Here is a 26,155-nt window from a genome sequence, read left to right as displayed (position 1 = left end):
ATTCTTGGGACAATGCTTACTTTACAAGATTTTCAGCCTTAACTGAACCGTATTGCCTTATACTCAACATATATCTCCAACGCTGTCTGCAAATGAACCCTCGCGTCTGCGTAGTTTTCTTCTGCTTCTGCAAGCGTTCCTAAACTGTGGTATGTGCGTGCTTGGGAATAGCGATCGCCAAATTCGATGAAGATAGCCAAAGCTTGTTGGTAATTGCGCCGCGCCTCCTCAAATTCCCGCAATTCTTGAGCAACAGATCCCAACTGGTGGTAAGTGAGTGCTTGAGAATAGCGATCGCCAAATTCGATTTTAATCACCAAAGCTTGTTGATAATTGCGCCGCGCCTCCTCAAACGCTGCCAATTTTTGACCAACTATTCCTAAGTTGTGGTATGTGCTAGCTTGGGAATAGCGATCGCCAAATTCGATTTTGATAGCTAAAGCTTCTTGGTAATTGCGCCGCGCCTTCTCAAATTCCCCCAATTCTTCAGCAACCATTCCCAACTGGTGGTATGAATAGTTCTGATTGTATCTATCTTCGTATTCAATCCATATTTCCAGAGCCTGTTGATAGTTACGTCGTGCTTCCTCAAACTCTCGGTATTCAGAGGCAACATTTCCTAGCCAATGGTAAGTGCTAGCAGAAGAATAGCGATCGCCTATTTGTTGTTCAATTTCTAGACGCTGTTGATAGAAAGTTGTCGCTTGTGTAAATTGTCTCAACTCTAAATAAGCATTGCCCAGTTTCAACAAAGCAGCAATTTCGCCGCGAGAATTCTGAAGTTGCTGTGAAATACTTAAAGATTTTTGATAATAAGCGATCGCTGTATCAAATTGCCTTTCCTGCCCATAAGAATCTCCTAATGTGTTGAGGACTTCAGCATGGAAGGTGGAATCTGGAAACTCATTAGCTATTTTTTCAGCTTCTTCTAAATATTCTCTAGCTTTGATAGGTTCTATCTTACTTATATACGCGATTCCTAGCTGATGCAAAATATTACTACAGTTGCGGAGGTTTTCTCCTATGTGATGATGTCCAGTAGGGTTATATTCCATTAGCAGGCGGTGTAATAAATCAATGCGCTCTTGCTTTTCTGGAGGTTCTAATCTGTCTATGATTCTCTCAGTATTTTGAGTCTCATTAATCGCATTATCTTTGGTAATTTGAGGTGTTTGAAACCGAAACATCCCCGATTGCCAAGCCCAAAAATCAGGAGCAAATTTGGCTAACCTAGTCAGCGCATAATCTGGCAGAATAAACAGAATGGGATGAGGAACAGTTCTTTTATAAGCATCTCGGACAAAGTTGAGGTCTTGTAAAACTGGCGGATAGTCTCCATAAACGCCAATAGACTTTTCTAAACCTTGTACAATCAAGACTAATTTTTTGTTAGATTCTATCTCAATAGTTGGTAATATCTTGATAATTTCATCCCTGAGAAATCGCAAATTTGCATCAGAAAAACTCAGACTAACAAACTGAATATCCCGACAATCAGGATTTGTCTTTAGCGCCTCAACTAATATTTCTGCATCTGGGGGAAAATTAATTTCCACAAAACCAATGGTAAACTTTTCTGCAAAGTCTACAAAGGTGAGTAATTGAGCAAATACCTCTTGATTAAGCGCGATAAATGCTCCTCTTTCTGAGCTAAGGTTGCGCTGCAAGTGCGGATTCGAGGGCTTTCTGGAAGAATTCATTTTGCTTCACCACTGGATTCGGGTAATTCCACCGTTTCTCGCCGTTGTATTCCAAAACTGAAGTGTTAAACAGCATTAACTGACCGATATCATCTTTGCTGACATTCTTGGTTATACACACTTGGCCTAAAAACGCATAATGTTCTTCAGGAATAAACCTTTCAAAACTAAATTGCCGTTCTTTCACAGCATAGATAATATCTTCGGCAATAATTTTGGGATGTTTGCGAGTACTAGCAGTATAGCAAGCAGTCCGCATCATCTGCATTAATTGGCGGACATGCCCACCACTGGCTTTTGCTAAATTTAGCAATTCCTGGCGAGATTCAAATACAGCATCAATATCTACCCGCTTTTCAATGACACTGGCAACTGCTTCTAGTCCGGTTTGATTGTAGTTTAAATGGCAGCGATCGCGTTCAAATTCATAAATATTCACCATTGGGACAATATGAGGATTACTATCAAACTGATTAAGTGGGTTTTTCGGGGAACAAAGCACAGAAATTGGAACTGTATAAATTATCGTGCAATCTAGTTCTTGTAACTGAGCCGCATAGTCAAAAAATAAATGTTCTGCAATCGTCGGTGGTACACGATCCATGTTGTCAAAAATAATTAATAAACCTTTATATTGAGGGAATTTTTTTCGGAGTTTAATGAATGCATCTCCTAATAAAAGGTTAATATCTGCTTTCAGACGTGATAGGTCTTTTTCTAAAGTTTGGCGAATAGTAGTTTTTTGCTTATCAGAACCTTTAATTTGTGCCAGTAATTTAACCATCAATTTAGCGATAAATGGAGCTTCTGGTTTCAGAGTCGCTTCTCCTTCAATACTGACAGACCTTTCCACAGTTTCTTCGGTTTCTTTGGTAATATCCTTAAACCAAGATTCAAAGTTTTCCAGAAGTTGAGAATCAAATTTTAAACCTAATTTACGCAACTCAAATTCTACTTGTTTGATGACGATTAAATATAAATCTGTATAACGAGCATCATTAATATCTGTTTCTTCGTTAACTTCTAAATAAATTACGTGATATTGTTCTTCCCATTGGTTTTGAATGCGTTTTAACTCTGTACTTTTGCCACAACCCCGATGTCCGGTAAACAAAATTGTGCTGAAATCTGCGGGTTCTTGAAAGTCTAAAATCGTACTAACGCTGTCAATTGCTGAAGTTTTGCGGACTGCTGATAAATCAACATAGTAACGCTCCATGTCTGCACCCTCTAGCGGTTCAACATTACAAACTTGAAAAGCAGCTTTGAGAGTATTAGCACGCTGGTGATTCATTGGGTTTTAATTAACTTTATAGATATGAATTTCTCAATTTTAAATTTTAGGCGATCGCACTGCGATTTTACATCTGATAAAAGTTTACTTTTTGATGATCTAATACTTTGTAATATCTTATACATGAATAAACTTTTAACTTGCATATTAACTGGAAGTAAAACGGGAGCATCCGAGTTTTTTGCAAAGAGGGTAAAAATCAGTCAGGACAAGTAAGACGAATGTGGGATTTACCTACGGATGACTCCAGAACAAAAGCAAGCTCTTGAAGAACATATTCAGGCGATCGCTGAGTGAGCAAATTGAGTGGCTTGAGGTGGTCGATTCTCACAGTGTATTGTCCATCCCACGTTGTCAGTGTACAACTGAAGTCGCCTACATGGTTGACACTGCCTGATTTTTAAATACCTACCCTTGAAAACTGCCCACTCCCCACTCCTGTTGTACCAGGACTAGAATTAGAATTGAGGTGACGTTTTCTAATAGCCAAAGTGTCAGAATCTCTGCCGTTGCGCGATCGCTATCTTGCCTTAATCGATGAAATTGTCGAAACCACCCTCAAGGGCAAAATTAGCTCTGTTGAGATGGTATATCAAATGCTGCTTAAAGGAATCACTTCCGGTACAGGGGAAGTATTTGAGCTAGCTTTGAGCGATCGCCTGAATGCCCTCCAAAGCCAAGTAGATAGCGAAAAAGACGAACTCAAGAAAGGGAAAGCGACTCGGAGTTTGAGAGCGATTAAGACTATTCAAAGTCAATGGCAACGCTGGCAAGAGCAAAACAAAGCCACAGAAGCGATCGCCGGAGCAGCTACAGAAATTACCACAGCCCCTGCTGAGGAGCGTCTGGCGGCATTTATACGCGTTACTGACCCCAATCAGAAGTATCCGCTAAATTTACAACAGCTACAGCAGTTGTCAAAAGCATTGCAGCAATTTGCTCAGGCAGATTCTGATTTAGAACAATTTTCTGAAGGTATTAGCCGTGGTTTAGCTTCTTGGCAGCGATTGCAAGACAACTTGCTCAGTTGGATGTACGAGCAAAAAGAATCTTTGGGATTTGGCGGCGTACCCGGAGAACGTGGCCCTTGGGCAAGTTGGGCCAAACAACTCAATAGTGAGTTACCCCAAGCGCTGCTTCGCACCTTGGCTATGGAAGAATCGGCAATTGAGTTTGCCCAGCGACAACGAGGAATCACCCTCAGAGATTGGGTGGAAATGGCATTGATTTTACAGTTCTTACAACGGGGACTAATTAACTGGTTTGACCAACAAGCTTACGATGTTAAGGCCGGGCCAAAGTTGTCCATTTCCACTTTCTTGACCTTTGCAGTGATTTGGAGTCAGTTAGCAAGTGGTTTTGGGAGCGTTGGGACAGTATACAGCGAAGCCTGTTCTCAAATCATGCTCCAGATTTTGCGAACCTTTGCCCAGCGTCCGTATTTTCCCTTTTACGGCGGGATTTTTGCCTCTTTTACTGGCACTTATTTGCGAGATGCCTTAGATTATCTGGATGAACCGCTACGACGAGGCGAGGGAACCCAAGAAAAGGCGCGAATTTTGACACTTTTAGGTTATTCTCAGCGTGCTTTAGGACAATACCAGCGATCGCTTGATTTTCATCAACAGGCGCTAGAAATAGCCAGGAATGCAGGCGATCGCGCCTGTGAAATTGCCAATCTCAACCACCTCAGCCGCACCTACGTGCAACAGCAAAATTATGCTGAGGCAATTAACTATAGTCAACGGGCATTAATACTAAGTCGGCAAGCAGGCGATAGAACAGGAGAAGCAAACGCGCTGGTAAATTTAGGTTACAGCGAAGTTATGCAAGCTCAAGAACTAGAACAAATAGAACCCGAAACCTATGAAGCCGCAATTAATTATTTGGAACAAGGTTTAAAATTATCAGAAAAATTAGGTGATATTCAAAGTAAAGCCTTATGTGTCAGCAGCTTAGGAATTGCCTATCTAGTAATTGGACAACACCAAACGGCAATTAAATATCTCGAAGACGGCTTTAAAACAGCGCAAGTTTCCGGCGATTTATATCTCCAAGGGCGGAACTTAGCTTATTTGGCAGAAGCTTATTATCATCTACAAAATTCGGAAAAAACAGTTTACACAGGCTGCTTGGGAATGTATCTTTTAGAGCAAATTGCTTCTCGTGAGTGGCGTCAACCAGCAGGGTTACTGACAATTTTACAAGGGCAAATAGGTGCAGAAACTTTCCAAAACTTATTACAGCAACATCGCCCTAAAATTATTGCAGTTATTGGTGTGGATGGGTATGATCACATTCCGCAATTGTTAGAAGAATATAAGGGAGATATCTAATTATTTGCCAAATGGTTAATCTGCATCTCGGATAAATTTTCGGATACAGGCTTAATATAAATAGTTGCTAACAGTTTATCTGCTGTATGACTACTGTATAGCTACGTAATTTCTATGAATATCTCCTTTTGGGGGTAACATAGTGAAACAGCGACGCTGATTTGTACTGCTTTACTTAGCCAAGTTTTGTTTCACACGTTTTGAGAATATGAGTAAACTAATTCCAGCCATTAGAGTCAAAAACTTCAGCTTCTATTACGACACTCAAAAGATAGTTGAAGGCGTGTCAATGGATATTTACCAAAACCAAGTCACGGCAATTATTGGTTCTAGTGGTTGTGGCAAGTCTAGTTTTCTTAAATCGTTAAATCGGATGACTGAATTAGAAGGAGAAATCAAGGTTGAAGGAAAAGTAGAATTTTGTGGACAGAGTATTTATGAGCGTCGTGTTAACATCAATCGCTTACGTCGCCAAGTTAGTATGATTTTTCCCAAGCCAAATCTTTTTCCCATGAGCATTTATGATAATGTTGCCTATGGGGTGAAGTTAGTTGGATGGCATCCGAAAGTAGAATTAGATGGGATTGTTGAATCTGCGATTAAAGCTGCCGATCTTTGGGATGAAGTGAAAAATAAGCTACACAAATCTGCTTTAGAGCTTTCTGGCGGTCAACAACAAAGATTATGTATTGCCCGTGCTTTAGCAGTCAAACCGAACGTTCTGTTGATGGATGAACCTTGCTCAGGTCTTGATGCTGTCGGTAGCATGAAAATTGAGCATCTGATCCATAACTTGCGTTCTGAATTGACAATTGTGATGGTTACTCACAATATGCAGCAAGTTACTCGCCTATCTGATTTTACGGCTTTCTTTTCTAGTAATGAAAATCGCATTACTCAAATGGTTGAGTTTGGTACTACAAATAAAATCTTTAGTAACCCCGTGGATTCTCGCACCCGCAATTACGTTTTCGCCCGCGTCAGTTGAAATGTTTCGATTCTAGCTATTTAGAGGGCAACAACATGGTGCCAGAGGGAATCAGGAGTTGAATTTAATTCCCACTGGTATACAGTTGTTCCTTTCGTTGAACAATAAAAAGTTATGAATAGTATTATTTTATACCATATTTTTTCAGACAAGTATCTGTTTTAGACAACCTGAATTACAAGATGAAATGTCCCAGGTGCGAATCTACTTCAGCTATTCGCAACGCGGTAGGATGCGATCGCTATTATATACCCCTGTTGTTTCAATAAATATATATTAAGCAACTATTGAATGTTTAGTTGCTGTATAGTACTATTATTTATAGAGTTATAAGTTTCGACTAAAACTTAAGTCAATTTGCTTTATCTAAGTAAGTCGGCACGGTAAAAGCCGTATGTGCTTAGTTTTGTAAAAAGGTTGTAATGACCGAATTCTAAGCTGTTTCCTGATTTTAAGTTTCGTTACATAGGTTGATTTTTTAACGCCGACTTACTTAAGTCGTAGCAAGGCTTTGAAATTTTGCTGTGTCAAATAGGCTAGAAATGGGGTGGATTAACTCTACTTTATGTCTAGTAAGACTTTTGAGCTTTCAGTATTCAAATTGGTCGAAACTCCAGTAATAAGTTGAACTGAAAATAAATTATTTTCAGAAATTTCAGTTAATTACAATCAAGGAGAAAAACCATGTCAAATATCGACAATATCACTTCTACTTCTAACAATTCTGTTGTTGGTCAAGAACAACTGTTCACCGAATTAACTCCCGAAGAAGGAGCTGTGATTGAAGGTGGTACTATCTACAATCTCGGCAATAAAGCGGGTATTACCGTCAACTTCAGTATTAACGGAAGAAATGACTTTTTGTATTTCAATGATGAAAGGCAATATGATTACAAAAAAGCACCAACTATTACCTTCGATCAAAAGATTGGCCCTGGCTATCAACCAACAAGTGTAAGACTATCTCCAGGAAACAATAACTTTGATACCAGTGAAGGTTATTTAATCTTAACTACTGGTAGTAATGGGCCTGTAGCTAACGTAATTGCCAACAGTGCGAGATTCTAGTCTAACCGCAATCACCTTTTACTGCCTCAGCCAAGCAGTCGAAAGTCGAATATGACAAGCTAAATGCTCAATACAGTCGCGTCAAATGACCCGACTGTATTTTTTCACCTATAACTAATCGGACAAAATTAATTACACAAGTGAATAAGGGGCTTCCAAAAAATAAATTATCCAAAATTATTTGTACATTTGTAGGGGCGCAACGCCTTGCGCCCCTACGTTCGCGGAGCGTCCCGCAGGGATGGGATGTTTTTTTAACTGTAAGTCCCTAATTAAAGGTTTTTATTAAGGGCTGAAGCCGCTTATTACGAGCAAATTTAATTAACTTTATATTGCGTAACATAATTTGATTTATTCTTGCCTACTTACTTAGGTATTCAGAGGACTATTAAATGGTGCAAGCCGAAATTAAAAGTTAAATTTAATTTCCGCTTGCTTTAAGTTTTTCTTGTGTTGGGCAATGCGAACTTATATTAACAGTATTTTTTATACTGTATACTTAAAGACAAGTATCTGCTCTAGACCACCTGAATCATAAGATGAAATGTCCCCGGTGCGAATCTACTTCATATCATAAAAATGGTCGTCGGAATGACAAGCAGAATTACCTCTGCAAAAATTGTGGTAAACAATTCCTTGAGCCTGTATTCTCTCGTTCCCTAGAAACTGACTTGGTTGCTAATAGCAACGGGCATACTAAAGCCTTTATGGCTGAAGCGACGGAAGTTCCTTTAGTAAAAAGCCTGCTAGAAGAAAAAATCACAGAGAAAAGTCTTAGCTCTTTTAGTTTGACATTAGCTGAAGAACTCCTGCAAACTATACTATCGCCTGATTGGCTAGAATCTGGTGCGTTCAGCCAATTTATCCAAAAATTTCAACAAAAAGCTGAAATTAAACCTCAATTAGAAACAGGAATCTCTCTTCTACTTTTGGATGCAGAAAACTTAAAATTAGATATTAATTCAGAATTATTTTTAGCCAGTGTCTGTAAGTATCCTCTCCAAGTTAAAATTGCATTTGCTAACTGGAGAAATCCCAGCATTGGAAAGCAAGATATTGAACTATATAACCGTGGCTATGAACTTGTCCATGTGCCTGAAGGTAAGAATAGTGCTGATGCAAAAATGATCGCAATTGGTGCTTGTGTTTTACGCCCTTATCCAACAGTTAAAGAAATCTTGGTCTGTTCTAGCGATGGAATTTTAATTCACCTTTGTAACGAACTCCAAAATCAAGGATTGATTGTCTATTGGGTACGTAGACAAGGGCAAACATTGCATATAGAAAATAGAAATACTGCCAAATTAACTCATTATTCCTTAGCAATGGCAACAGAAGTTCCATCCTTTGAAAAAGTGGTTGAGCAAATTCAAGATTTAATTAAAAATGAACAGGAATCAATCAATGCTCGATTAAACAGTTTAGTGACTATTGCGAGTTTATTTAAAGAAAAATGTGATATAAATATTAAACATAATCCAAAGCAACCAGAAGTTGAGAAAGTAATCCCTGTTTTGGATAACTCTTTTGGAAAATCTATTCAAGAAGTAAAAAAAGAAGATTTTGCAAAAATTCCTAATGGAAAAGCATTAGATAAATTACTATTAAAAATTATTCAAGACATCCAAACAAAGTCTCCTAAAACTAAATTATCTGTGCCTAAGCTAGGTTCAGAGTTACAGAAAATAACCGGAGAATCTCCTAATTCAATTATTAAAAAATTAAAGTTAGGTACCAATTTTACTAAATATTTAGAATCATCTCCCACATTTACATTAAAGGCGAGTGGCAAGGAATATGAGGTAACAGCGCTACTCTGTGAGTAAATACTTTCTGGATGTCTACGTACAATCTGAGCCTGTAATTCAGTATTATGTAAAAAGATGTAAAGAAATGTAAATAATACGATGCAGGATAAAGTCGTTGTTGTTGTTGGTGCTACTGGTGGTATTGGTTCAGCTTTAATACACAAACTTGCGCCTACAGGAGTCCGGTTGGTATTGGCTGCCAGAGATGCGGTTCGTTTAACAACACTGGCAGCTGATTTACCAGGGCAAGTTTTGAGCGTTCCCACCGATATTACTGACCCCCAACAGGTAGATAATTTGATAGAAAAGGCGATCGCTGAGTTTGGTCAAATCGATATTTTGGTGAATGCAGCTGGTGCTGGTATACTCAAGCCTTACAACAGCCTGGAACCTGCTGATTTAGATAAGATGCTAGATGTCAACTTAAAAGGCAGCTTTTATACCACCCAAGCGGCTGCTGAAGAGATGCAAAAGCGCAAGTCTGGTCACATCTGTAATGTGGTAGGAATTCTGGGCAAGCATTCGATGGGGATGGCAGCAGCTTATTCTGCTTCTAAGTTTGGTGTTGTCGGTTTTAGCAAGTGCATGGCAGAGGAACTCAAGCGTTTTGGTATCAAGTTTACGCTATTCTACTTTGGTGGAGTAGATTCTCCTTTTTGGGATAATGTCAACCTAAAAGTAGACCGGAAAAAAATGCTCAGTCCTGAAACTGCTGCCAATGCAATTTTTTTTGCCCTTTCTGCCGAACCGCAAGCTGTGCCAATGGAAATTAATATTCAACCTGATAGTCATCTGTTCTTTTAATGTGGGAGTACGTCTAGATAATTCTTGCTTAGTAAAGACGTGAAAATCTAGCAAAAAAGGCAAAATTTACAGATATATAAACTTTTATGCTGTATTTTCAGTATCTATGAAAATTGATCACGTTCATTTCTATGTAGAAGATGCCAAAGTATGGCGGGATTGGTTTGTACACCATCTTGGTTTTCAAGCAGTAGCCGATCGCATCAGTTCATTTCATACTTGTACAGAAGTGGTGGAAAGTGGTACTGTCTGCTTTTTTCTGTCTTCGCCACTGTTGCCCACAAGTCCAGTAGCTGAGTTTCTGCGTCAATATCCACCTGGTGTGGCAGATGTCGCTTTTGCTGTCGAAGATGTAGAAGGCGCGATCGCACTAGCTCAAATGCACGGTGCTACAATCTTACAACCCATCCAGGAACGCCAGATAGGTACAGCATTCCTGAAGTGTGGCAAAATAGCCGCCTGGGGTGGGCTGACTCATACGTTGATACAAAAGTCATTGGTTTTTGACAAAGGGCTAATGACTAATGACAACGGACAAATGACAAAGGACAACATTTTTACCGCCATAGATCATATAGTGCTGAACGTGGCAGTTGGTGAATTAGAGTCTGCTGTGGCTTGGTACAAAAATATCTTAGATTTTCAACCCCAGCAAGCATTTAAAATTAAAACTGATCGCTCTGGTTTACACAGCCAGGTGATGGTTTCGCGCAACGGTAGTGTCCAATTGCCAATTAATGAACCAGCTTCCAGTAATTCCCAAATTCAGGAATTTCTCAATGTCAACCGGGGGCCAGGAATTCAACATATTGCTTTGCGGACGACTAATCTTGTGAGTGCGATCGCTAAATTTCGTGCCAGTGGTTTATCCTTACTCTCAGTTCCCCAAAGCTACTACTCCCAACTAAAACAGCGTCCAGGACTGACGCTATCACACTTAGAATTGGAAGCGATCGCTCAACAGGAAATTCTCGTGGATTGGCAAGAATATACTCCTTTAGAGGGAGGAAATATCGCGCCCTTATTACTACAAATTTTTACCCAGCCAATATTTGAACAGCCGACATTTTTCTTTGAGTTTATTGAGCGCCGTTTCCAAGCTCAAGGTTTTGGCGAAGGTAACTTTCGCGCCTTATTTGAAGCCATTGAAAGCGAACAAATAAAACGCGGTACCCTGCAATGATGCCTGAGTACAATTTACCTTTTTTGTACTATTTTTATGGACTTAATGGTGATAGCCTTGATTTGTAACTTGCAGAGTGAAAGATATTGAGATAAATTAGATATAGAAGGCGAAAACTAGACTAAAAAACATGAAAGTCAAGTCTCGTGATAGACGTAATTATATTGCTATTGTAGAAGCTACTAGTCACGCACACCCACGTAAGTATTTTATAGCTTTTCTTAGAAAGTCTACAAGTGAGGTAGTATTTTACTCTAGCCAAAGCAATGTAAAGGCAAAAAAAACCAATAAAAAATTTGACAAAATTAAAGCCAAATTTTCTACAGAAGCGTTCTTAGACTTAATTGACAAAGATATTGCTCATAGCTCTAGTTTGATTGAACCTCTCACTGAAGATTTGTATCATCGTGCAGAAGCTCTTACCAAAGGTATGACAGCTGATTTTAATGAGGAGCTGCCAGAGGACTTTATTTTTGCATGAATGTTAATGGGTGGACATTAAAAGCTCACCCCGCTTTCAGTGAATATTTTAAAAAACTGATTGTGACTGTTGAGCAGCTTGAAGAAAGTAATCCTGAAACATATCAATCTCACCCATCTACAAAGCTCCTTAACATTATTAAGGAGCTTGTTTATAATCATATTCCTAGAGACCCTACAGCAAAAGAGTTCAGACAGGGGAAAAAGCTAGGGGCAGATAGAAAGCATTGGTTTCGAGCAAAATTTTATCAACGGTTCCGTTTATTTTTTCGTTACAGTAGTATTGATAAAATAATTATTTACGCTTGGGTAAACGACGAAAAAACCCTAAGAAAAGAAGGATCAAAAACAGATCCTTATCAAAAATTTACAAAAATGCTTGATCAAGGAAACCCTCCAAATTCATGGAGCGAACTTTTAAAAGCTTCTTTAGATATAGACAATTTAAACACACAAGATTTAAATATAGAAACAATATCTGAAGATTCTGAGACTTTAATTTAAGAGGTTAAAAATGTTTTTGGAGAGTTAGAAGATTTTCCTCCAGGTCATCGTCGATACTTTCTTAAAAAGAGTTTGGAAAAAACCCTTAGCCAGTAGGTTGCGCTAGGTTGAAACGCCCAACGCACCAATCACGACACAGGCAAAAGTTGGATAATTTCTCCAGGATTTATCTTAGGATATTCACGCCAAAGTAGATTGTACACCTGTAGTAAAGACTTTTTTTCAGGATCATCATCAGAATAACTTAATGCTAACTCGTAGAAGTCAGCAAAAGCTGGTTGGATTTCACAGCCTAAAAATTGGCTAACAAAACTATGCTTTCCAGTAATAACAAGGAAATCTAACTTAGTACACATAATTACCCAATCAGGCTCTCCAGCATACAGTGCAAACCAAAAAAGTGTACATTTCCAATTAAACTCTGCAATTGCTTCAGCCGTTGCTGGAAATACGAATGCGAGAGGGAAAGGTTCTACAGGCTCAAATGCTATTGCTACAATTTCTTGATTCCCATGTTGCAATACTGCTTGTAAGAGTTTAATTTCATCTTCTTCAGAAAAGTGATCTCCACTTTCTGTTGGTATGGCAATCCAGTCGGACTGCTTAATAATATTAAGTTTACTAGGCTCGACAGTACTTCCAGAACCGATTACAACTTTGTTTAGTGTTTCCCTAAGTTTAATTACTTCTTCATCATTGAAAATAGGCTTTAAAAATTTCCATTCTTCACTCATAATTTCCCTGAAGGTGATGGTAGTTTATATCTAAATACTGTGTGTTTTTTACTACCTACTGGATTAACTTGTATAGTTAGAGAACCTTCCGTACTATTATTCCGAACACTGATTGTTGAAATATATTGCTATATCTGGTAGTTCTTGAGCTAATTTTTGTGCAGCGCTTAAATCACGCTGCTGCTCTCGAAAAATAGCGAAATATCTGAGATAATTTTAATAAAATTTAACATTTTCCGCCGATGCTAAGACTTATTACTGACTTCGACGGCCCAATTATTGACGTTTCCGAACGATACTACCGTGTTTATCAATTCTGTTTGGAGAAAACCCGTCGCCCAGACCAAGTGGTGCAAGAACTTCCGAAAGCGGAATTTTGGCAGTTAAAGCGATCGCGCGTTCCCGAAAAACAAATCGCCTTAAATTCTGGGTTAGACGAAACCCAAGCCCAAGAATTTGCCCAGTTGCGGCGGCAAAATGTGCATACAGAAGCTTATTTCAAATATGACACTCTCGCGCCTGGTGCTGTGGATGCACTGTTAAAAATTCAACAAGCTGGAATTGATTTGGCAGTTATGACCATGCGCCGAGTTCGGGAACTAGATTATGCTTTCAAAAAACACGATTTAGATAGATTTTTCCCGGAAAATCGTTGTTATTGCCTGAGTAACGACTACGTTAAAACTCGTGATATTGAAGATAAGCCCTTGTTGATGGCTAGGGCATTAAAAGAACTGCCCCCGGCTACTGATACTTGGATGGTGGGAGATACGGAAGCCGACATCACCGCCGCTAAAAATTATGGCATTAAGGTGATGGCTGTGGAATCTGGTATCCGCGATCGCACCCAATTGGAAATTTACCACCCCGACTTAATCGTTAAGGATTTCAGCGCTGCTGTCGATTTAGTCCTAAAACCTAAACACCTTGTCTAGAAAGGCTCTGTAGCTGTAACAGATTGAATTAAAATAGGAGCCAGAAAAGGTATTCTGACTCCTGACTCTCAAATTTTAAGAAGAACATATATTAACCACGTCTTCTTTATAGAAACTTGCTTACGGATAGCGATTTAGCGGAGAAAGCTACTAACCAACCACAACAATATAAACGTCACTACACTAGAGAACTGATTCGTTCCCAGACTGATAAATGATATTTGTGGTAAGAGCAAGCTGGCAACTAGTCCCCCAGCGATTAAGCCAATTATTAAACTGGCCAGGGTGAACAAAACTGCTCGACCAAATTTACCTTCCTTGCGATTGAGAAAGTAAATACTGGTGCCTACTCCAACCACCAATGCTAACTGCAAAACCTGATCGCCTCCCTCTGGATAAAACAGGCTAATAGAACTCAAACCAAGAAACCAAGCTCCTGGTAAGAGAATATCCGCAGGTGTTGGCTGATCCAACATTCGTTGCAGCCATGCAGGTGACTGCTCGCGAGGGGTTGGACTTTCTTTAGGAACCGATTGCACTCGCAACTCTGGAAACCGGATACGCTCAGGGACTTTAATTTTACCTTCCTGTCGCATCCGTAAGCGATCCATTAAAATCGCATCGTAAGCCGCTTCAATTACTTCTAAATGCTTGGCATCGCCACTATGCTGCTCGAATAGGCGATTACGAGCATCCTGAATTTCATCGAAGCTAGCCTCTTCTGATACCCCAAGTTTTTCGTAGGGATTTTGATCGCTCATGGGAGTTTGTTACTTCAGCCTCAGTCAGCGGCAGTCTTTTGTCGAATCAAAAACAGCTTTAGGTTTTATTTTGATCGAAACTAAAATCTCGACCTATTTTATGCCCTACCAGGATAGTAGCACGGGTTAGTTTAATCGACTTTGTAATTTCAACTATAGTCACTTTAACATATCGCTATAACTCCGTGTATACCCTCATGTCGTTACCCAGTTCTGGCTCTAATCTAGAATTTGAACGGAGAGTACCTAAAACACATAGTTTTGATGAAAAAATCAACTTTACTGTTTCAGATTTGGCAACTTAGTGTACCGTAACAGATTTTTTTTAATTATACTGAATAATCGCTTGTGGTATATATCCGCATATCGATTTAAAATTGAAACGTTTTCAGTTACCACCTAACTGGGATCAAGAAGGTGTCTTGCTGTCAAGAACTGTTGCGGCCAAAGTCAGAGCGCCTATATACTGTGGCTAACATAAGTTTCGCGTTCTCATCGCCCACAATCCTGATTAGAGTATTTCTTTTTGAATAATCAGGATTCTCATGGTGTAGCCATGTAGATTCTTAGTTACTCCCAAAGTGGCAACTGCGTTTTTACGCAACTCTCTTGTTAATCTTACGAATTTTTGTGCAAAGTAATGGTCATGGCTCCTGCCAAGATTCTTGTAGTTGACGACGACCCTGCGGTTCGGAATTTAATCCAACGCTTTTTGATAAAGCAGAACTATCAGGTGGAGGCTGCCGAAGATGGAAAGACAGCCTTAGCTCTATTTGAGCAGTTTAACCCTGATTTGGTGATTCTAGATGTGAATCTACCAGATGTAACTGGGTTTAACCTCTGCCAAGAGATGCAAAGTCGTAATGGTGTTTTTGTTCTGATGTTGACTAGCCGTGCTGACGAAGCTGACAAAATTCGCGGCTTTTCTAAAGGTGCTGACGACTATCTCACCAAGCCTTTTGGGCTGGGAGAGCTAGAAGTCAGAGTCGGAGCGATTTTGAGGCGTCAGCGAGTGATAACTACGGCCGAGCAGAAACGCTTGGTATTTGAAAAACTTATGATTGATCCGGTGCGACGGGAGGTGGCACTTAATAACCAACCAGTACTCTTAACTGCTCTGGAATTTGACTTATTGCATTTTTTAGCCAGTCATCCAGGCCGAGTTTGGCGGCGTGCAGAACTAATCCAAGAGGTGTGGGACTATGAATATGTCGGCGACCAGCGGGTTGTAGATGTACATATCGGCCAAATTCGCAAGAAGATTGAAATTGATGCTAGTCAGCCAGCATTAATTCAAACTGTACGTGGCGTAGGGTATAAGTTTGAATCTGCTAGTTACGTTACCCCCAGCACTTAGAAGCCAAGTCCTGAGTTTATAGTCTAGAGTTTTTTAACTCTTGACTGTTAACTTCTGGGGGAGCAATTAGTGAATTTCTTTGGCTTTAGTAAAAGACAAATTTAGACAGTCAAAATAGGTAAATATTCCTCAAATACAGACCAAGCAGTTATTTGAGATATTGATTTATCTGTTTAAGGCAGTGGACACAACAGAGAGTCCACTGGAAAATATTTCTTTGCTTGTGACCGTTTTAGTAGATATGACGGTGCTTAGGATGGAGTTCGCAGGGGCGCATAGCTGTGCATTTGTGTCAACTTAAGTGAAATCGGCGGTTAAAAACCGCGTCTACACAAACAAAACCCACCTTCGTGGGTTCTCTCGAAAAGAAGTCTCTGACTCTTAATGCCTAATAGGAGGGCTGGAACCTTTTTAAGGATCAGAATCTACTGATCTTTTTTGTTGTAATATTGCCCCCAGATGGCCGATCGCTTCGGCTGAAAATCCATTAATGGGGCACGGCAAACCGTGCCCATATTAGGGCATTAGCTAGAATAACGCCCCTCATACCAGTACTGAATGGCACTAAGTTAAGATACAGACCTTTCCCATCCTGGGAGGCTCTGCCTCCTCTTTCTTTACCAGAGGCAGAGCCTCTGATCATACATTCCCAGTCTTAAGACTGGGAACGAGGCGAACGAGGTGACACAAGCCTTTGGGCTTTACAAGCGTGCCATTCATACCAGCACCTATGGGGTGTCTAGTAGATTAGCTGTTGCGGGTGAATCGATGCTGGGCATTTCTACTGAGGAGTGGTGGAACAAAGTTTCCAGATAGACTCGGGCAGCACGGCGATCGCTATCTCCATTTTGGAGTAAAAATAATGATAACGCCGCCGTCAACACTCTGTTTTCATCCCAATCGGGATGCTTTTCTAAGTAGTTTTTTAAGGATTCGTGGAGTGTTTCGGGAATTTCTGTAAAGATGCTAACCGTTGCTTTCATGAGATTTTCCTCCTATGAGGATAATCAAGAGGGACAAGTTGCTTGCGGTGAAACGGCAATCAGGCTACCTCACACGCTCTTTCGCCAGCCCGCCAATCTACGCCCGCATCTGGTAGTAATATATTTTACACATTTGATGCCAACGGTTGAACGAACTACAAAAGCAAGCCGAATCATTGTGCGCTAAGAGGGGGTGGGTTTGTCAATGCTGCGAAATGTTAAAAACGATTGTATAAAAAATAAATGCGAACGGAACAATAAGGCTTTAAGCCGATTTTTCGTTACTTTACTTTATAAAAACTCAGTCCTTGAAGTTCCTTGCCACTCTTAATTAACAATCCCCAGTTAGACGGCAACAGCCTATTGACTCGTAGAGCACCTGTGGAAAACTGCTAAAATCCCTGTGGAAACCTTGTGGAATGAGTGAGGAAAATTGTAGCAAATGATAAGAATTACCAAAATGTCAGGAAAGCATGACATTTAAACTGATGAAATTAGCTTCTCAATCCCAGTTATCATCGTGGCTGCCCTCGATACATCCCCAAGTCTGGATTTTCGCAATTGGTAGATTCTTCTCGGAAGTTGGCACCGGCTGTACCCTGTTTTACGCCCCGATATTTTTTGTCAATCAAGTTGGTTTATCTGCAACCAGTGTGGGGGTAGCCTTGGGTAGCGCCTCGATTTCCGGCATTGTAGGGCGGATTGTAGGTGGTTCTTTGGCTGATTCTGGACACTGGGGACGCCGCCGCACTTTGTTGCTAGCGACGGCGATTTCAGCAAGTGGTTCTCTAGTTTTGGCTACAACCAATAATTTTACTATTTTGGTAATTGGTAGCTTGATTAGCGGTTTAGGGATAGGTTTCTATTGGCCGGCGGCTGAAGCTGTTGTTGCTGACGCCAGCGAGATTGATAATCGCCGCGAAACTTTTGCGATCGCCCGATTAGCTGATAATCTTGGGTTAGCGATCGGAATTGTGCTAGCAGGGTTTTTGATCGCGATAATTGGGAGTTATCGATGGCTATTTGTGATTGATGCCATCTCTTTTATGGTGTTTTTTGGGGTTGTCTATGTGGGAATTAGTGAAACTGAACAACAGCAGATAGGGGAAGCTGAAAAGACAGAACATTTTGCTTCTTGGATGGCAGTATTAAGCGATCGCCGTTTCCTGGTCTACATAGCAGTTAATATATTCTTTACAATCTATATTTCTCAAATCCACAGCACCCTGCCGCTTTACTTCAAAAACTTTGTTATAAAAAGTACTACTGAAGGATTTGCTCAAACTACGATTAGCGTTCTATTCGCTTGGCATCTGGTGTTCGCCATCATCTGTCAGTTGCCTGTCACCAGCCTCTTAAAACGCTGCTCTCACACACTCGCGCTCACTGTTTCCGCTATTCTCTGGGCAATTGGTTTTGGCCTGATTTGGGTAAGCGGCACTGCCCCATCTCATAATCTGGTTTGGGTAATATTGGCATTAGGAGTATTTGCTGTGGCGATTGTTTCTTATACCCCATCTGCTGCCTCTTTAGTGACGGAGTTAGCCCCGGAAAATCAACGCGGCGTTTATTTTTCCATTAACGCTTTGTGCTGGGCTGTAGGCTCTTTTATTGGTCATCCCTTGGGTGGATGGGCATTAGATCAACCACAAATTATTACCAATAGTTACTGGCTATACTTTATCTTGAGTGTAGCGATCGCTGTGGTAATTTTACAATACCTGAATCGAATTTTTGCTGATTCAAAGCCTCATTCCACCCCACAGTAAAATGACTAGTTATTCCCTCTATTGACGACGTTCTTGCAACTTACGATACACCGATTTCAAATCAACTTGATGGTGAGCTAAGGCAACCAAAGTATGATATAGCAAATCAGCAACTTCACCTGCGATCGCATCTGCTTCATCATCCTTAAAGGCCATTACCACCTCAGCAGTTTCCTCACCAATCTTTTTCAAAATTTTGTTATCGCCACCTGCAAATAATTTACAGGTATAAGAACTCTCAGTAGGATTATCGCGGCGATCGCATATTATTTGAAACAATTGCGACAAAGTATCCCCTGGTGGTGCAGCAATTTTCCCTTCTATTTGGTGAAAGCAACTGCGTTCTCCAGTATGGCAGGCAACATCTCCTAATTGCTCTACCCCGATGAGCAACGCATCACTATCACAGTCATAACGGATACTCCGCACTTTTTGAATATGTCCAGAAGTCGCCCCTTTGTGCCACAATTCTTGCCGGGAACGGCTCCAAAACCAAGTTTCTTCAGTTTCCAAAGTTTTTTGTAACGACTCCTGATTCATCCACGCCATCATCAGGACAGTACCATCCAAATAATCTTGGACAATTGCAGGCACTAGACCGCGTTCATCGTAGCGAATTTCCTCAACAGGGATGGTGTAATGCAGCGATCGCGAATCGTTAGAAGACATACCAGCTAATTTGCTCTAATGAGAATAATTCATGGATTCACGATACCATTCTGAATAGAGCAGCTGGGATGTTTTTTTAAATTGAACTATCTTATCTAGCTCTCAACAAGAGCATTCCGTTCCATAGCAGACTGCATTTTTACAGCACTCAAGGCGACTTTGTGAGCTTTTGAGGCTTCACCATACCAATGGATCGCCGAGTTAAAAGCTGCTCGGTAAAGATCCTGGTATGCTTCAGATAATCGAGTTTGAATATCTAAAGGCAAGTCTTGATTCGACTTGTATAACATATTGTTATTTTTTAGTTCAGCTAATTCTATACGATAGAAATTCTAAGTAGCTTTTGACCCTATCCTAAGATAGAGCTTTTTATTGCCCACTGTTAGGAGAGAACCTTGGTAAATACCACAATTAAAACAACAAAATCACAAGAAGTCTTCGCCGCTGCTCAAAACCTCATGCCCGGAGGAGTCAGTTCTCCAGTTCGTGCCTTTAAATCTGTGGGCGGACAACCCATAGTTTTTGATCGTGTTAAAGGCGCATATATTTGGGATGTAGATGGCAACAAATATATAGACTATGTAGGCACCTGGGGGCCAGCTATTTGCGGTCATGCTCATCCAGAAGTAATTGCAGCCTTGCATGAAGCTTTAGAAAAAGGTACCAGTTTCGGCGCTCCCTCAGTCCTAGAAAATGTTTTGGCAGAAATGGTCATCGATGCCGTTCCTAGCATCGAAATGGTGAGATTTGTCAACTCTGGAACTGAAGCCTGTATGGGAGTTTTGCGGCTGATGCGGGCTTTCACCAACCGGGAGAAAATCATTAAGTTTGAAGGTTGCTACCACGGACACGCCGATGCGTTTCTCGTGAAGGCAGGTTCTGGAGTTGCTACACTTGGTTTGCCAGACTCACCAGGAGTTCCTAAATCAGCAACTAGCACCACTCTAACCGCGCCTTTCAATGACTTGGAAGCCGTCAAAGCCTTGTTTGAAGAAAACCGCGACGAGATTGCTGGCGTCATTCTTGAGCCAGTTGTCGGCAATGCTGGATTTATTGCACCTGATGCTGGCTTCCTAGAAGGATTACGGGAACTGACTCACGAGCATGGAGCGTTATTGGTATTTGACGAAGTGATGACAGGCTTCCGCATTGCTTACGGTGGCGCTCAGGAAAAATTTGGCGTCACTCCCGATTTAACGACCTTGGGTAAGGTTATTGGTGGTGGTTTGCCAGTAGGAGCCTATGGCGGTCGTCGGGATATTATGTCAATGGTTGCGCCTGCCGGCCCCGTATATCAAGCTGGGACTCTTTCTGGTAATCCCTTGGCGATGACTGCTGGCATTAAGACTTTGGAATTGCTGCAAAAGCCAGGTACTTACGAGTATCTTGACCGGATTACTAAAAAGCTAGCAGATGGTTTGCTGCAAATTACCACAGAAACTGGTCATGCGGCTTGCGGCGGTCAAATCAGCGCGATGTTCGGCTTATTCTTTACATCTGGCCCAGTTCATAACTACGAAGATGCGAAAAAGTCTGATACAGCCAAATTTGGACGCTTCCATCGCGGGATGTTAGAGCATGGTGTTTACTTAGCACCCTCTCAATTTGAAGCTGGGTTTACATCTTTTGCTCACACCGAAGAGGATATTGATCAGACTTTAGCAGTAGCACGGGATGTAATATCTAGTCTGTAACCTGTTAAGGGATTTCCAAATAAAAAACTATCCAATGACCTCTTGTGGGGTGGGCGTTTTCCACCCCACAAAATTCATGATTTATTAGAAGTCCGACTTTGCATTAAATCACCGTTACAAAACTTAATTATATTAGCGAGTCCGCGTAGAGAGCGTCATTACGAATTACGAATTACGAATTATTTTAACGGATCTGCCCTGTGCCCTCATTACTCAAGGAAAGTCACATCTTCGTCATAATTTTGCAATAGCTTCGTCAATAGGATATGCAATATTTAACCTACATTAAGTATATTCATATTAATAAGGCAGGATAAATTAGCTTTTACAGTTATTGAAATTCTCCTGATACCACCCTATAGTCTACAAAAATTAACGCGCAAGAAGGCTCTCACCTTCATGGTCACACAATGAGAGGATTTTAGATTTTAGATTTACCCCAGCAATCAAGTCACTTGCTCTGTGATTTTATTTTAGATTTATGCCACGAATAAATTCGCTTGTTCTCAGACCTTTTTAATTTTGAATCTTCTCTTCTTAGGCTCCGCCAACAATTCCATTATCCAAAATTTAAAATCTAAAATCCGGTGAGGATTTTGCTTATAGGTATTAGATTATCCCTAGGGTAAGGCATTTTTCAGGTCAGGGTTGGAGCTAACTTTAAAAAATATACCAATCATGCTCTAGCTTACAGGGCAAAGCTTACAAAAGTCTAAAAAACTACCCGAAGTATTGCGAAAAAAAGATGGTTCGACCCTTGAAGGAGCTATGAAGTGCAGGACAACAAATCATTTTTTTGTCTGCAAAAAATATTAACTAGGTTGCTTGTCTTAAGTGCCAGTTTGAGTGTCAACACGATGATGCTTATCAAGTCAAGCTCCTCTGAGGCTCAAAGTAGAGAGAATATAAATGTAAACAATCTATCAGCCAAAGTTGGAACTGAGCAGCAGATTGAAGAACTAAAAGCGGCGATGCTTAAAAGTTGGCAGCAACAAGCACAAATAAAGGGTCTCTCCTATGCTGTGCCGCTACGCTTTCAAGGGGCAATAGTTAAGTCGGCAAAACTTACTCCCGAACAGAAAGTAATTGCTCTCACCTTTGATGATGGGCCATGGCCTGAAAGTACGGCGCAAGTACTGGATATTCTTAAACAAAATCAGATCAAAGGGACATTTTTTCTGATTGGGCAGAACGTGAAGAATTATCCAGGCTTAGTAAAGCGGGAGATTGCTGAAGGTCACGTAATTGGAAACCATACTTGGCATCATTGGTATCAATTCTTGAATCCACAAGCAGCTGCCTATGAAATTGTCCATACAGCAGACCTGATTTATCAAGTCACAGGGATTAAAACAAATTTGTTTCGGCCACCAGGGGGAATCATGCACAATGGGGTGGCTGATTACGCTAGAAATAGCAAATATGCGATCATTCTCTGGTCTTCTGACTCTGTAGACTACTCGCGTCCTGCTATACCAAAATTAATTAATAATGTGTTCAGTAAGGCCAAATCAGGCGGGATTGTGCTGATGCATGATGGTGGTGGTAATCGCTCTAAAACTGTGCAAGCTTTACCAGAAATTATTGCCAACTTTCGCAAACAGGGCTATAACTTTGTTACTATCCCGGAACTTTTAGAAATGCAAGATAAAGATCAAAAGGAGACTCATTGAACCTCGCATGACTAGAAGTCACGCGATTCCTACTTCAACGATCTCTGCCTGGATGACTCCAGGTCTTACAAGTTCTCCATAGGCGTTTAAAGCATCCGGCGCACCGACGGCTGCTGCTAATATTTTCAATCCTTCAGTTAATATGTTCCTAGCCGCATTCTCATCTCTGGAATTGTAATTATGACAATGAGGACAAGACCATTCACGCAACTTTAAATCTTTGACTAGCGGGTTGATAAAACCACAATGATTACAAGTCTGAGATGAGGGATAGAACGTACCAACTTTTTGCACAATTCTGTCATGCCACAAAGCTTTATATTCCAGCATGGTAACAAATTTAGACCAACTAGCTTCTGTTATGCTCAATGCTAGCTTGTGATTCTTCACCATATTGGCAACTCGCAAATCTTCGATACAGATAATGCTGTTTTCTTTGATTAAACGAGTTGAGAGTTTGTGTAGAAAGTCATCTCTCAAATTGGTAATGTGTTGGTAAGTCCGAGCTAGCTTGATTTTCGCTTTAACTCTATTGTTACTACCTTTGACACTACGAGATAGTTTTTTATGGTATGAGCGTAACTTACGAGTTTGAGTTCGGTAATATTTGGGGTTATCTATAACTTCACCCTTGCTAGTAACAAAATAAGATTTGATTCCTAAATCTAATCCAATATTTTGAGTAACTTGTGGATATTTTTCTATCTCTGTTTCACACAAAATACTAGCAATGTAGTTACCGCTATTAGTACGAATTATGGTAACGTTTATAAGCTTTCCCGTGATATCTTGGGATTTGTGAAACTTTACCCATCCTAGCTTTGGAAGTTTTAAGCGATTCTCTATTATCTGAATGTTGCCGTTAGTCAGGTTAGTCTTATAAGACTGTTTGCACCCATACTTCTTTTTGAATTTAGGAAAGCCTACACCTTTTTTATTTTTGGCTTTTTTTAGATCGGAAAAGAAGTTTTTATATGCTGTCTCTAAGTTCTTGAGTGAGTTCTGTAAGGCGAACTTGTCTACCTCCTTGAGCCAGATAATTTCTTTTTTCAGTAAAGTAAGTTGCTGACTACAAGCATGATAGTTTAATGTTTTCTGCTCGGTGTTATACAACTCCTGTCTTAATGCTAGAAAGCGATTATACACAAACCTTGCACAACCAATGGTCTTGTTAATTAAGACTTGCTGGTTATGGTTAGGAGTGAGTGTAACTTTAAACGCTTTCTGCATTTTGGTTCTCGATATATTTCTTAACTTGTGCCTCTGTGTTTTCTGAAACAGTGCTTACAAAATATGAGGGATTCCAAAGATGAGCCACCCCCGTGCGGGGGTGGAGGAGTTTGAGGGGAGTGGCGTCACCTCCCCCTAACTTTTTTTTGAGTTCGGGAAACTTTAAAAATAGCTTTCTAGCCGATATTCCCTTTAGCATTTTGACTATATTCGGAATAGTGTGCTGAGGCGTTGCAGATACTAAGACATGAACATGATCTTCTACTACCTCAAGACTCTCGACTTTAAACTTGTAGAGAATTGCCGTCTCAATTAGAACCTCTTTCAGGAACTCAGCTATCTCATCCTTCAGTACCTTGTGTCTATACTTAACACACCATACAATATGATACTCAATTGCATAAACGTAGCCTCTGCCGTGTTTTACTTCCATACTTTACCTTACCATGTGCATGACCATAAGAAGAAAAAATATGGAAATATAGAGTGCCTAACTCATGACTAGAAGTCACGAGTGTGCGGCTTGCAGAAATCAATGCATTCCCAGGCTCCGCCTGGGAACGAGGAAAGCCTTCGTGAAAAGTCAGTAGGCGGGGTTCCCAATTTAAATCACCGTTTTTACAAAAAAACCGTCCAAAATTAACATCTGAACGGAATTTTTACGTATTAATACTTTATGCCAACCTAGTTTTGTTCCCGATTGTACTGATACCTAAAAACTACAAGTCAGGAGGTAAAATCACCTGATCGATTGCGTGGATTACACCGTTACTCCCTGTGATATCTGCCTGTGTTACTTTAGCATCATTGACAGTTACACCGGTAGCAGGATCAACTTTAACATTGATTGTGCCGCCTTCAAGGCTTTTAACTTCGCCAGACTTCAAATCAGCGGACAATACCTTACCAGGGACTACATGGTAAGTTAAGATTTTGATCAATACTTCTTTGTTGGCTGGTTTTAACAATTCTTGCAAAGCATCTGGTGGCAACTTAGCAAAAGCTGCATCAGTGGGTGCAAAAATAGTTAAGTTATCTTTGCCTTGCAAAGCTCCGGTCAACCCTGCTGCTTTCAAAGCCTTGGTTAAGGTTGTAAAGGAAGCGTTTGACTCTGCCAACGCTAACAAGTTTTTGCCTTGATTGTCGCTTGCTCCTGGGCCTGGTGGAGTTGTACTAGGTGTGCCAGGAGATGGTACTTCTGTTGGTGGTGTGGTAGGTTGATTTCCTGGGGTAGTACCTGGAGTGCGGGGTGCACTTTCACTAGGTGTAGCGCTACCACCACGGTTATAGGGAGGCTCGTTGAAAATACTTGGTTTGGGATTTAGCGTCCCACCGCCACTGTTCTGTCCTACTTGTTGGCGTTTGGTATTGCCTTTTTCTATTTTGGAAGCAGCCTCAACGGGTGTATATTGAGCGTTTGCTTGAAGGCGTTGTCCCTGGTTATAGGGGGCTTCGTTGAAAATACTGGGGTTAGGATTTAGTGCCTCTTTCGCATCAGATGGTAAAGTAATCAGGACGCTAAAACTAGTAAATCCTGCTATGCCTGCCAACGTGGTCAGCAATTTGCTGTAATTTGTCTTCATAAATTTTGTTTGTCTTTTTGTCCACACACTACATAAAAATTTATAACATTTTGCTACGCACAAAATAATATAGCCGAAGAGGGAAGTAAGATTTTTTCCCAGAATTTGTACTTGTGACGCAAAATATCCAACTTCGGCTTAGGCTCACAAGTATGAAATATATCTAGCATATATTTTATGTAAATTCAGCAAATTTTCTCTATCACACCAAAAAGAGTTAATAAAGCCTCACTTGGTGTAGCGTCACCTCTAAAAAAGCGGGAAAATCTCACATCTACAACTTATAAGTTACAATAAGCTGTGATAAAGATTCTACTTAAAAGCCAATTTATATACAAACTTGTACGTAAGTTAATAGTTGATTCAAAAACCCTGAATCCGATACGGCCCAAGGCTATAATCTCGAAATCAACCATTGATTTTTCAGCAAAAGTAGAGGAATTAAGTACCTAAATATCTTAACGTAGTACTCTGTCAAGTTTAAACTGATGGGTAAGCAAGTTCGTAGTAAGGACTTTAGTGATTATTTTCTAAGTACTAAAGTCCTGACGACAAACCTTCTTTCATTAGCTTGACGAAGTAGTAGGCTAACAGTGACGCAA

General features: G+C 40.4%; 23 protein-coding genes and 1 pseudogene. 13 read left to right on the top strand and 11 right to left on the bottom strand.

The genetic code is table 11. The annotated features are described in order from the left end of the window. Positions 1–38: 38 nt before the first annotated feature. The 3 genes from HWQ23_RS02785 to HWQ23_RS02775 all read right to left on the bottom strand — a co-directional run bounded on the left by HWQ23_RS02785 (position 39) and on the right by HWQ23_RS02775 (position 3,325). The gene (locus HWQ23_RS02785; protein WP_292823286.1) at positions 39–1,700 is read right to left on the bottom strand and encodes a tetratricopeptide repeat protein; all 1,662 of its coding nucleotides are present in this window, start codon (positions 1,698–1,700) and stop codon (positions 39–41) included. Continuing rightward, a complete protein-coding gene (locus HWQ23_RS02780) occupies positions 1,651–2,994 on the bottom strand; it encodes a P-loop NTPase fold protein (RefSeq protein ID WP_292823284.1) in 1,344 nt (447 codons plus the stop codon). Before HWQ23_RS02780 ends, HWQ23_RS02785 begins: the two co-directional genes overlap by 50 nt. 199 nt (positions 2,995–3,193) lie before the next feature. Continuing rightward, a complete protein-coding gene (locus tag HWQ23_RS02775; RefSeq protein ID WP_292823282.1) occupies positions 3,194–3,325 on the bottom strand; it encodes a hypothetical protein in 132 nt (43 codons plus the stop codon). 160 nt (positions 3,326–3,485) lie between these two features. Here HWQ23_RS02775 and HWQ23_RS02770 point away from each other — a divergent pair, with 160 nt between their 5' ends. The 8 genes from HWQ23_RS02770 to HWQ23_RS02735 all read left to right on the top strand — a co-directional run bounded on the left by HWQ23_RS02770 (position 3,486) and on the right by HWQ23_RS02735 (position 12,165). Further along, a complete protein-coding gene (locus tag HWQ23_RS02770; protein WP_292823280.1) occupies positions 3,486–5,330 on the top strand; it encodes a tetratricopeptide repeat protein in 1,845 nt (614 codons plus the stop codon). Positions 5,331–5,538: 208 nt separating this feature from the next. Beyond that, positions 5,539–6,318: a phosphate ABC transporter ATP-binding protein gene (locus HWQ23_RS02765; RefSeq protein ID WP_292823278.1), complete on the top strand. Its 780-nt coding sequence runs from the start codon at positions 5,539–5,541 to the stop codon at positions 6,316–6,318. Between the two features lie 684 nt (positions 6,319–7,002). Further along, positions 7,003–7,386: a hypothetical protein gene (locus HWQ23_RS02760; protein ID WP_292823276.1), complete on the top strand. Its 384-nt coding sequence runs from the start codon at positions 7,003–7,005 to the stop codon at positions 7,384–7,386. A 539-nt stretch (positions 7,387–7,925) separates the two neighbouring features. Continuing rightward, positions 7,926–9,212 (top strand): IS1/IS1595 family N-terminal zinc-binding domain-containing protein, encoded by a 1,287-nt coding sequence (locus tag HWQ23_RS02755; RefSeq protein ID WP_292823274.1) that lies wholly within the window; start codon positions 7,926–7,928, stop codon positions 9,210–9,212. 81 nt (positions 9,213–9,293) lie between these two features. Beyond that, entirely contained in the window at positions 9,294–9,998 is a 705-nt protein-coding gene (locus HWQ23_RS02750) for an SDR family oxidoreductase (protein ID WP_292823272.1), read from the top strand. 106 nt (positions 9,999–10,104) lie between these two features. Next, on the top strand, positions 10,105–11,181 hold the full coding sequence (hppD, locus tag HWQ23_RS02745; RefSeq protein ID WP_292823270.1) for a 4-hydroxyphenylpyruvate dioxygenase: 1,077 nt from the start codon (positions 10,105–10,107) through the stop codon (positions 11,179–11,181). Between the two features lie 130 nt (positions 11,182–11,311). Next, positions 11,312–11,662 (top strand): AbrB/MazE/SpoVT family DNA-binding domain-containing protein, encoded by a 351-nt coding sequence (locus tag HWQ23_RS02740; protein ID WP_292823268.1) that lies wholly within the window; start codon positions 11,312–11,314, stop codon positions 11,660–11,662. Further along, positions 11,659–12,165, top strand: a complete 507-nt coding sequence (locus tag HWQ23_RS02735; protein WP_292823266.1) for a type II toxin-antitoxin system YhaV family toxin — start codon at positions 11,659–11,661, stop codon at positions 12,163–12,165. Before HWQ23_RS02740 ends, HWQ23_RS02735 begins: the two co-directional genes overlap by 4 nt. A gap of 128 nt (positions 12,166–12,293) precedes the next feature. Here the strand turns inward: HWQ23_RS02735 and HWQ23_RS02730 are convergent, their stop codons facing one another. Then, complete coding sequence (locus tag HWQ23_RS02730) at positions 12,294–12,899, bottom strand: hypothetical protein (protein WP_292823264.1); 606 nt, start codon at positions 12,897–12,899, stop codon at positions 12,294–12,296. Between the two features lie 242 nt (positions 12,900–13,141). Here HWQ23_RS02730 and HWQ23_RS02725 point away from each other — a divergent pair, with 242 nt between their 5' ends. Further along, the gene (locus HWQ23_RS02725; protein ID WP_292823262.1) at positions 13,142–13,834 is read left to right on the top strand and encodes an HAD family hydrolase; all 693 of its coding nucleotides are present in this window, start codon (positions 13,142–13,144) and stop codon (positions 13,832–13,834) included. Between the two features lie 134 nt (positions 13,835–13,968). Here HWQ23_RS02725 and HWQ23_RS02720 read toward each other — a convergent pair whose 3' ends face one another. Further along, entirely contained in the window at positions 13,969–14,595 is a 627-nt protein-coding gene (locus HWQ23_RS02720; RefSeq protein WP_292823260.1) for a CPP1-like family protein, read from the bottom strand. Between the two features lie 646 nt (positions 14,596–15,241). On the opposite strand from HWQ23_RS02720, the gene HWQ23_RS02715 reads away from it, so the two are divergent. Continuing rightward, positions 15,242–15,952: a response regulator transcription factor gene (locus HWQ23_RS02715; protein ID WP_292823258.1), complete on the top strand. Its 711-nt coding sequence runs from the start codon at positions 15,242–15,244 to the stop codon at positions 15,950–15,952. 791 nt (positions 15,953–16,743) lie between these two features. On the opposite strand, the pseudogene HWQ23_RS02710 reads toward HWQ23_RS02715, so the two are convergent. Then, a pseudogene (locus HWQ23_RS02710) lies at positions 16,744–16,935 on the bottom strand (DUF2811 domain-containing protein); the annotation flags it as partial. Between the two features lie 473 nt (positions 16,936–17,408). Here HWQ23_RS02710 and HWQ23_RS02705 point away from each other — a divergent pair. Then, a complete protein-coding gene (locus tag HWQ23_RS02705; RefSeq protein ID WP_292823256.1) occupies positions 17,409–18,704 on the top strand; it encodes an MDR family MFS transporter in 1,296 nt (431 codons plus the stop codon). An 18-nt stretch (positions 18,705–18,722) separates the two neighbouring features. Here the strand turns inward: HWQ23_RS02705 and hisIE are convergent, their stop codons facing one another. Together hisIE and HWQ23_RS02695 are read right to left on the bottom strand one after the other, a co-directional pair. Then, positions 18,723–19,373, bottom strand: a complete 651-nt coding sequence (gene hisIE / locus HWQ23_RS02700; RefSeq protein WP_292823254.1) for a bifunctional phosphoribosyl-AMP cyclohydrolase/phosphoribosyl-ATP diphosphatase HisIE — start codon at positions 19,371–19,373, stop codon at positions 18,723–18,725. A 95-nt stretch (positions 19,374–19,468) separates the two neighbouring features. Then, the gene (locus HWQ23_RS02695) at positions 19,469–19,663 is read right to left on the bottom strand and encodes a ChaB family protein (RefSeq protein WP_292797388.1); all 195 of its coding nucleotides are present in this window, start codon (positions 19,661–19,663) and stop codon (positions 19,469–19,471) included. A gap of 105 nt (positions 19,664–19,768) precedes the next feature. Between HWQ23_RS02695 and hemL the strand changes: the two genes are divergently transcribed. Both hemL and HWQ23_RS02685 read left to right on the top strand, forming a co-directional pair. Then, the gene (gene hemL, locus HWQ23_RS02690; protein ID WP_292823252.1) at positions 19,769–21,067 is read left to right on the top strand and encodes a glutamate-1-semialdehyde 2,1-aminomutase; all 1,299 of its coding nucleotides are present in this window, start codon (positions 19,769–19,771) and stop codon (positions 21,065–21,067) included. Positions 21,068–21,840: 773 nt separating this feature from the next. Further along, complete coding sequence (locus HWQ23_RS02685; RefSeq protein WP_292823250.1) at positions 21,841–22,740, top strand: polysaccharide deacetylase family protein; 900 nt, start codon at positions 21,841–21,843, stop codon at positions 22,738–22,740. A gap of 18 nt (positions 22,741–22,758) precedes the next feature. Here HWQ23_RS02685 and tnpB read toward each other — a convergent pair whose 3' ends face one another. The 3 genes from tnpB to HWQ23_RS02670 form a co-directional block, all read right to left on the bottom strand. Continuing rightward, positions 22,759–23,970, bottom strand: a complete 1,212-nt coding sequence (tnpB, locus tag HWQ23_RS02680) for an IS200/IS605 family element RNA-guided endonuclease TnpB (protein ID WP_292823248.1) — start codon at positions 23,968–23,970, stop codon at positions 22,759–22,761. Further along, a complete protein-coding gene (tnpA, locus tag HWQ23_RS02675; RefSeq protein ID WP_292823246.1) occupies positions 23,954–24,403 on the bottom strand; it encodes an IS200/IS605 family transposase in 450 nt (149 codons plus the stop codon). The genes tnpB and tnpA overlap by 17 nt, the downstream gene beginning before the upstream one ends. A 286-nt stretch (positions 24,404–24,689) precedes the next feature. Continuing rightward, positions 24,690–25,553: a fasciclin domain-containing protein gene (locus HWQ23_RS02670; RefSeq protein WP_292823244.1), complete on the bottom strand. Its 864-nt coding sequence runs from the start codon at positions 25,551–25,553 to the stop codon at positions 24,690–24,692. Between the last annotated feature and the right edge of the window lie 602 nt (positions 25,554–26,155).

This window comes from Nostoc sp. JL33, assembly GCF_017114985.1.
Lineage (GTDB): Bacteria > Cyanobacteriota > Cyanobacteriia > Cyanobacteriales > Nostocaceae > Nostoc.
Note: the sequence above shows the minus strand (reverse complement) of the source record. Positions and strands in the feature narration are given on the sequence as shown.

Bases quoted from the DNA above. Each gene is read 5' to 3' on its own strand.
- HWQ23_RS02785 (WP_292823286.1), bottom strand. From the start codon at position 1,700: ATGAATTCTTCCAGAAAGCCCTCGAATCCGCACTTGCAGCGCAACCTT.
- HWQ23_RS02780 (WP_292823284.1), bottom strand. From the start codon at position 2,994: ATGAATCACCAGCGTGCTAATACTCTCAAAGCTGCTTTTCAAGTTTGT.
- HWQ23_RS02765 (WP_292823278.1), top strand. From the start codon at position 5,539: ATGAGTAAACTAATTCCAGCCATTAGAGTCAAAAACTTCAGCTTCTAT.
- HWQ23_RS02760 (WP_292823276.1), top strand. From the start codon at position 7,003: ATGTCAAATATCGACAATATCACTTCTACTTCTAACAATTCTGTTGTT.
- HWQ23_RS02755 (WP_292823274.1), top strand. From the start codon at position 7,926: ATGAAATGTCCCCGGTGCGAATCTACTTCATATCATAAAAATGGTCGT.
- HWQ23_RS02750 (WP_292823272.1), top strand. From the start codon at position 9,294: ATGCAGGATAAAGTCGTTGTTGTTGTTGGTGCTACTGGTGGTATTGGT.
- hppD (WP_292823270.1), top strand. From the start codon at position 10,105: ATGAAAATTGATCACGTTCATTTCTATGTAGAAGATGCCAAAGTATGG.
- HWQ23_RS02740 (WP_292823268.1), top strand. From the start codon at position 11,312: ATGAAAGTCAAGTCTCGTGATAGACGTAATTATATTGCTATTGTAGAA.
- HWQ23_RS02735 (WP_292823266.1), top strand. From the start codon at position 11,659: ATGAATGTTAATGGGTGGACATTAAAAGCTCACCCCGCTTTCAGTGAA.
- HWQ23_RS02730 (WP_292823264.1), bottom strand. From the start codon at position 12,899: ATGAGTGAAGAATGGAAATTTTTAAAGCCTATTTTCAATGATGAAGAA.
- HWQ23_RS02725 (WP_292823262.1), top strand. From the start codon at position 13,142: ATGCTAAGACTTATTACTGACTTCGACGGCCCAATTATTGACGTTTCC.
- HWQ23_RS02720 (WP_292823260.1), bottom strand. From the start codon at position 14,595: ATGAGCGATCAAAATCCCTACGAAAAACTTGGGGTATCAGAAGAGGCT.
- HWQ23_RS02715 (WP_292823258.1), top strand. From the start codon at position 15,242: ATGGCTCCTGCCAAGATTCTTGTAGTTGACGACGACCCTGCGGTTCGG.
- HWQ23_RS02705 (WP_292823256.1), top strand. From the start codon at position 17,409: ATGACATTTAAACTGATGAAATTAGCTTCTCAATCCCAGTTATCATCG.
- hisIE (WP_292823254.1), bottom strand. From the start codon at position 19,373: ATGTCTTCTAACGATTCGCGATCGCTGCATTACACCATCCCTGTTGAG.
- HWQ23_RS02695 (WP_292797388.1), bottom strand. From the start codon at position 19,663: ATGTTATACAAGTCGAATCAAGACTTGCCTTTAGATATTCAAACTCGA.
- tnpB (WP_292823248.1), bottom strand. From the start codon at position 23,970: ATGCAGAAAGCGTTTAAAGTTACACTCACTCCTAACCATAACCAGCAA.
- tnpA (WP_292823246.1), bottom strand. From the start codon at position 24,403: ATGGAAGTAAAACACGGCAGAGGCTACGTTTATGCAATTGAGTATCAT.
- HWQ23_RS02670 (WP_292823244.1), bottom strand. From the start codon at position 25,553: ATGAAGACAAATTACAGCAAATTGCTGACCACGTTGGCAGGCATAGCA.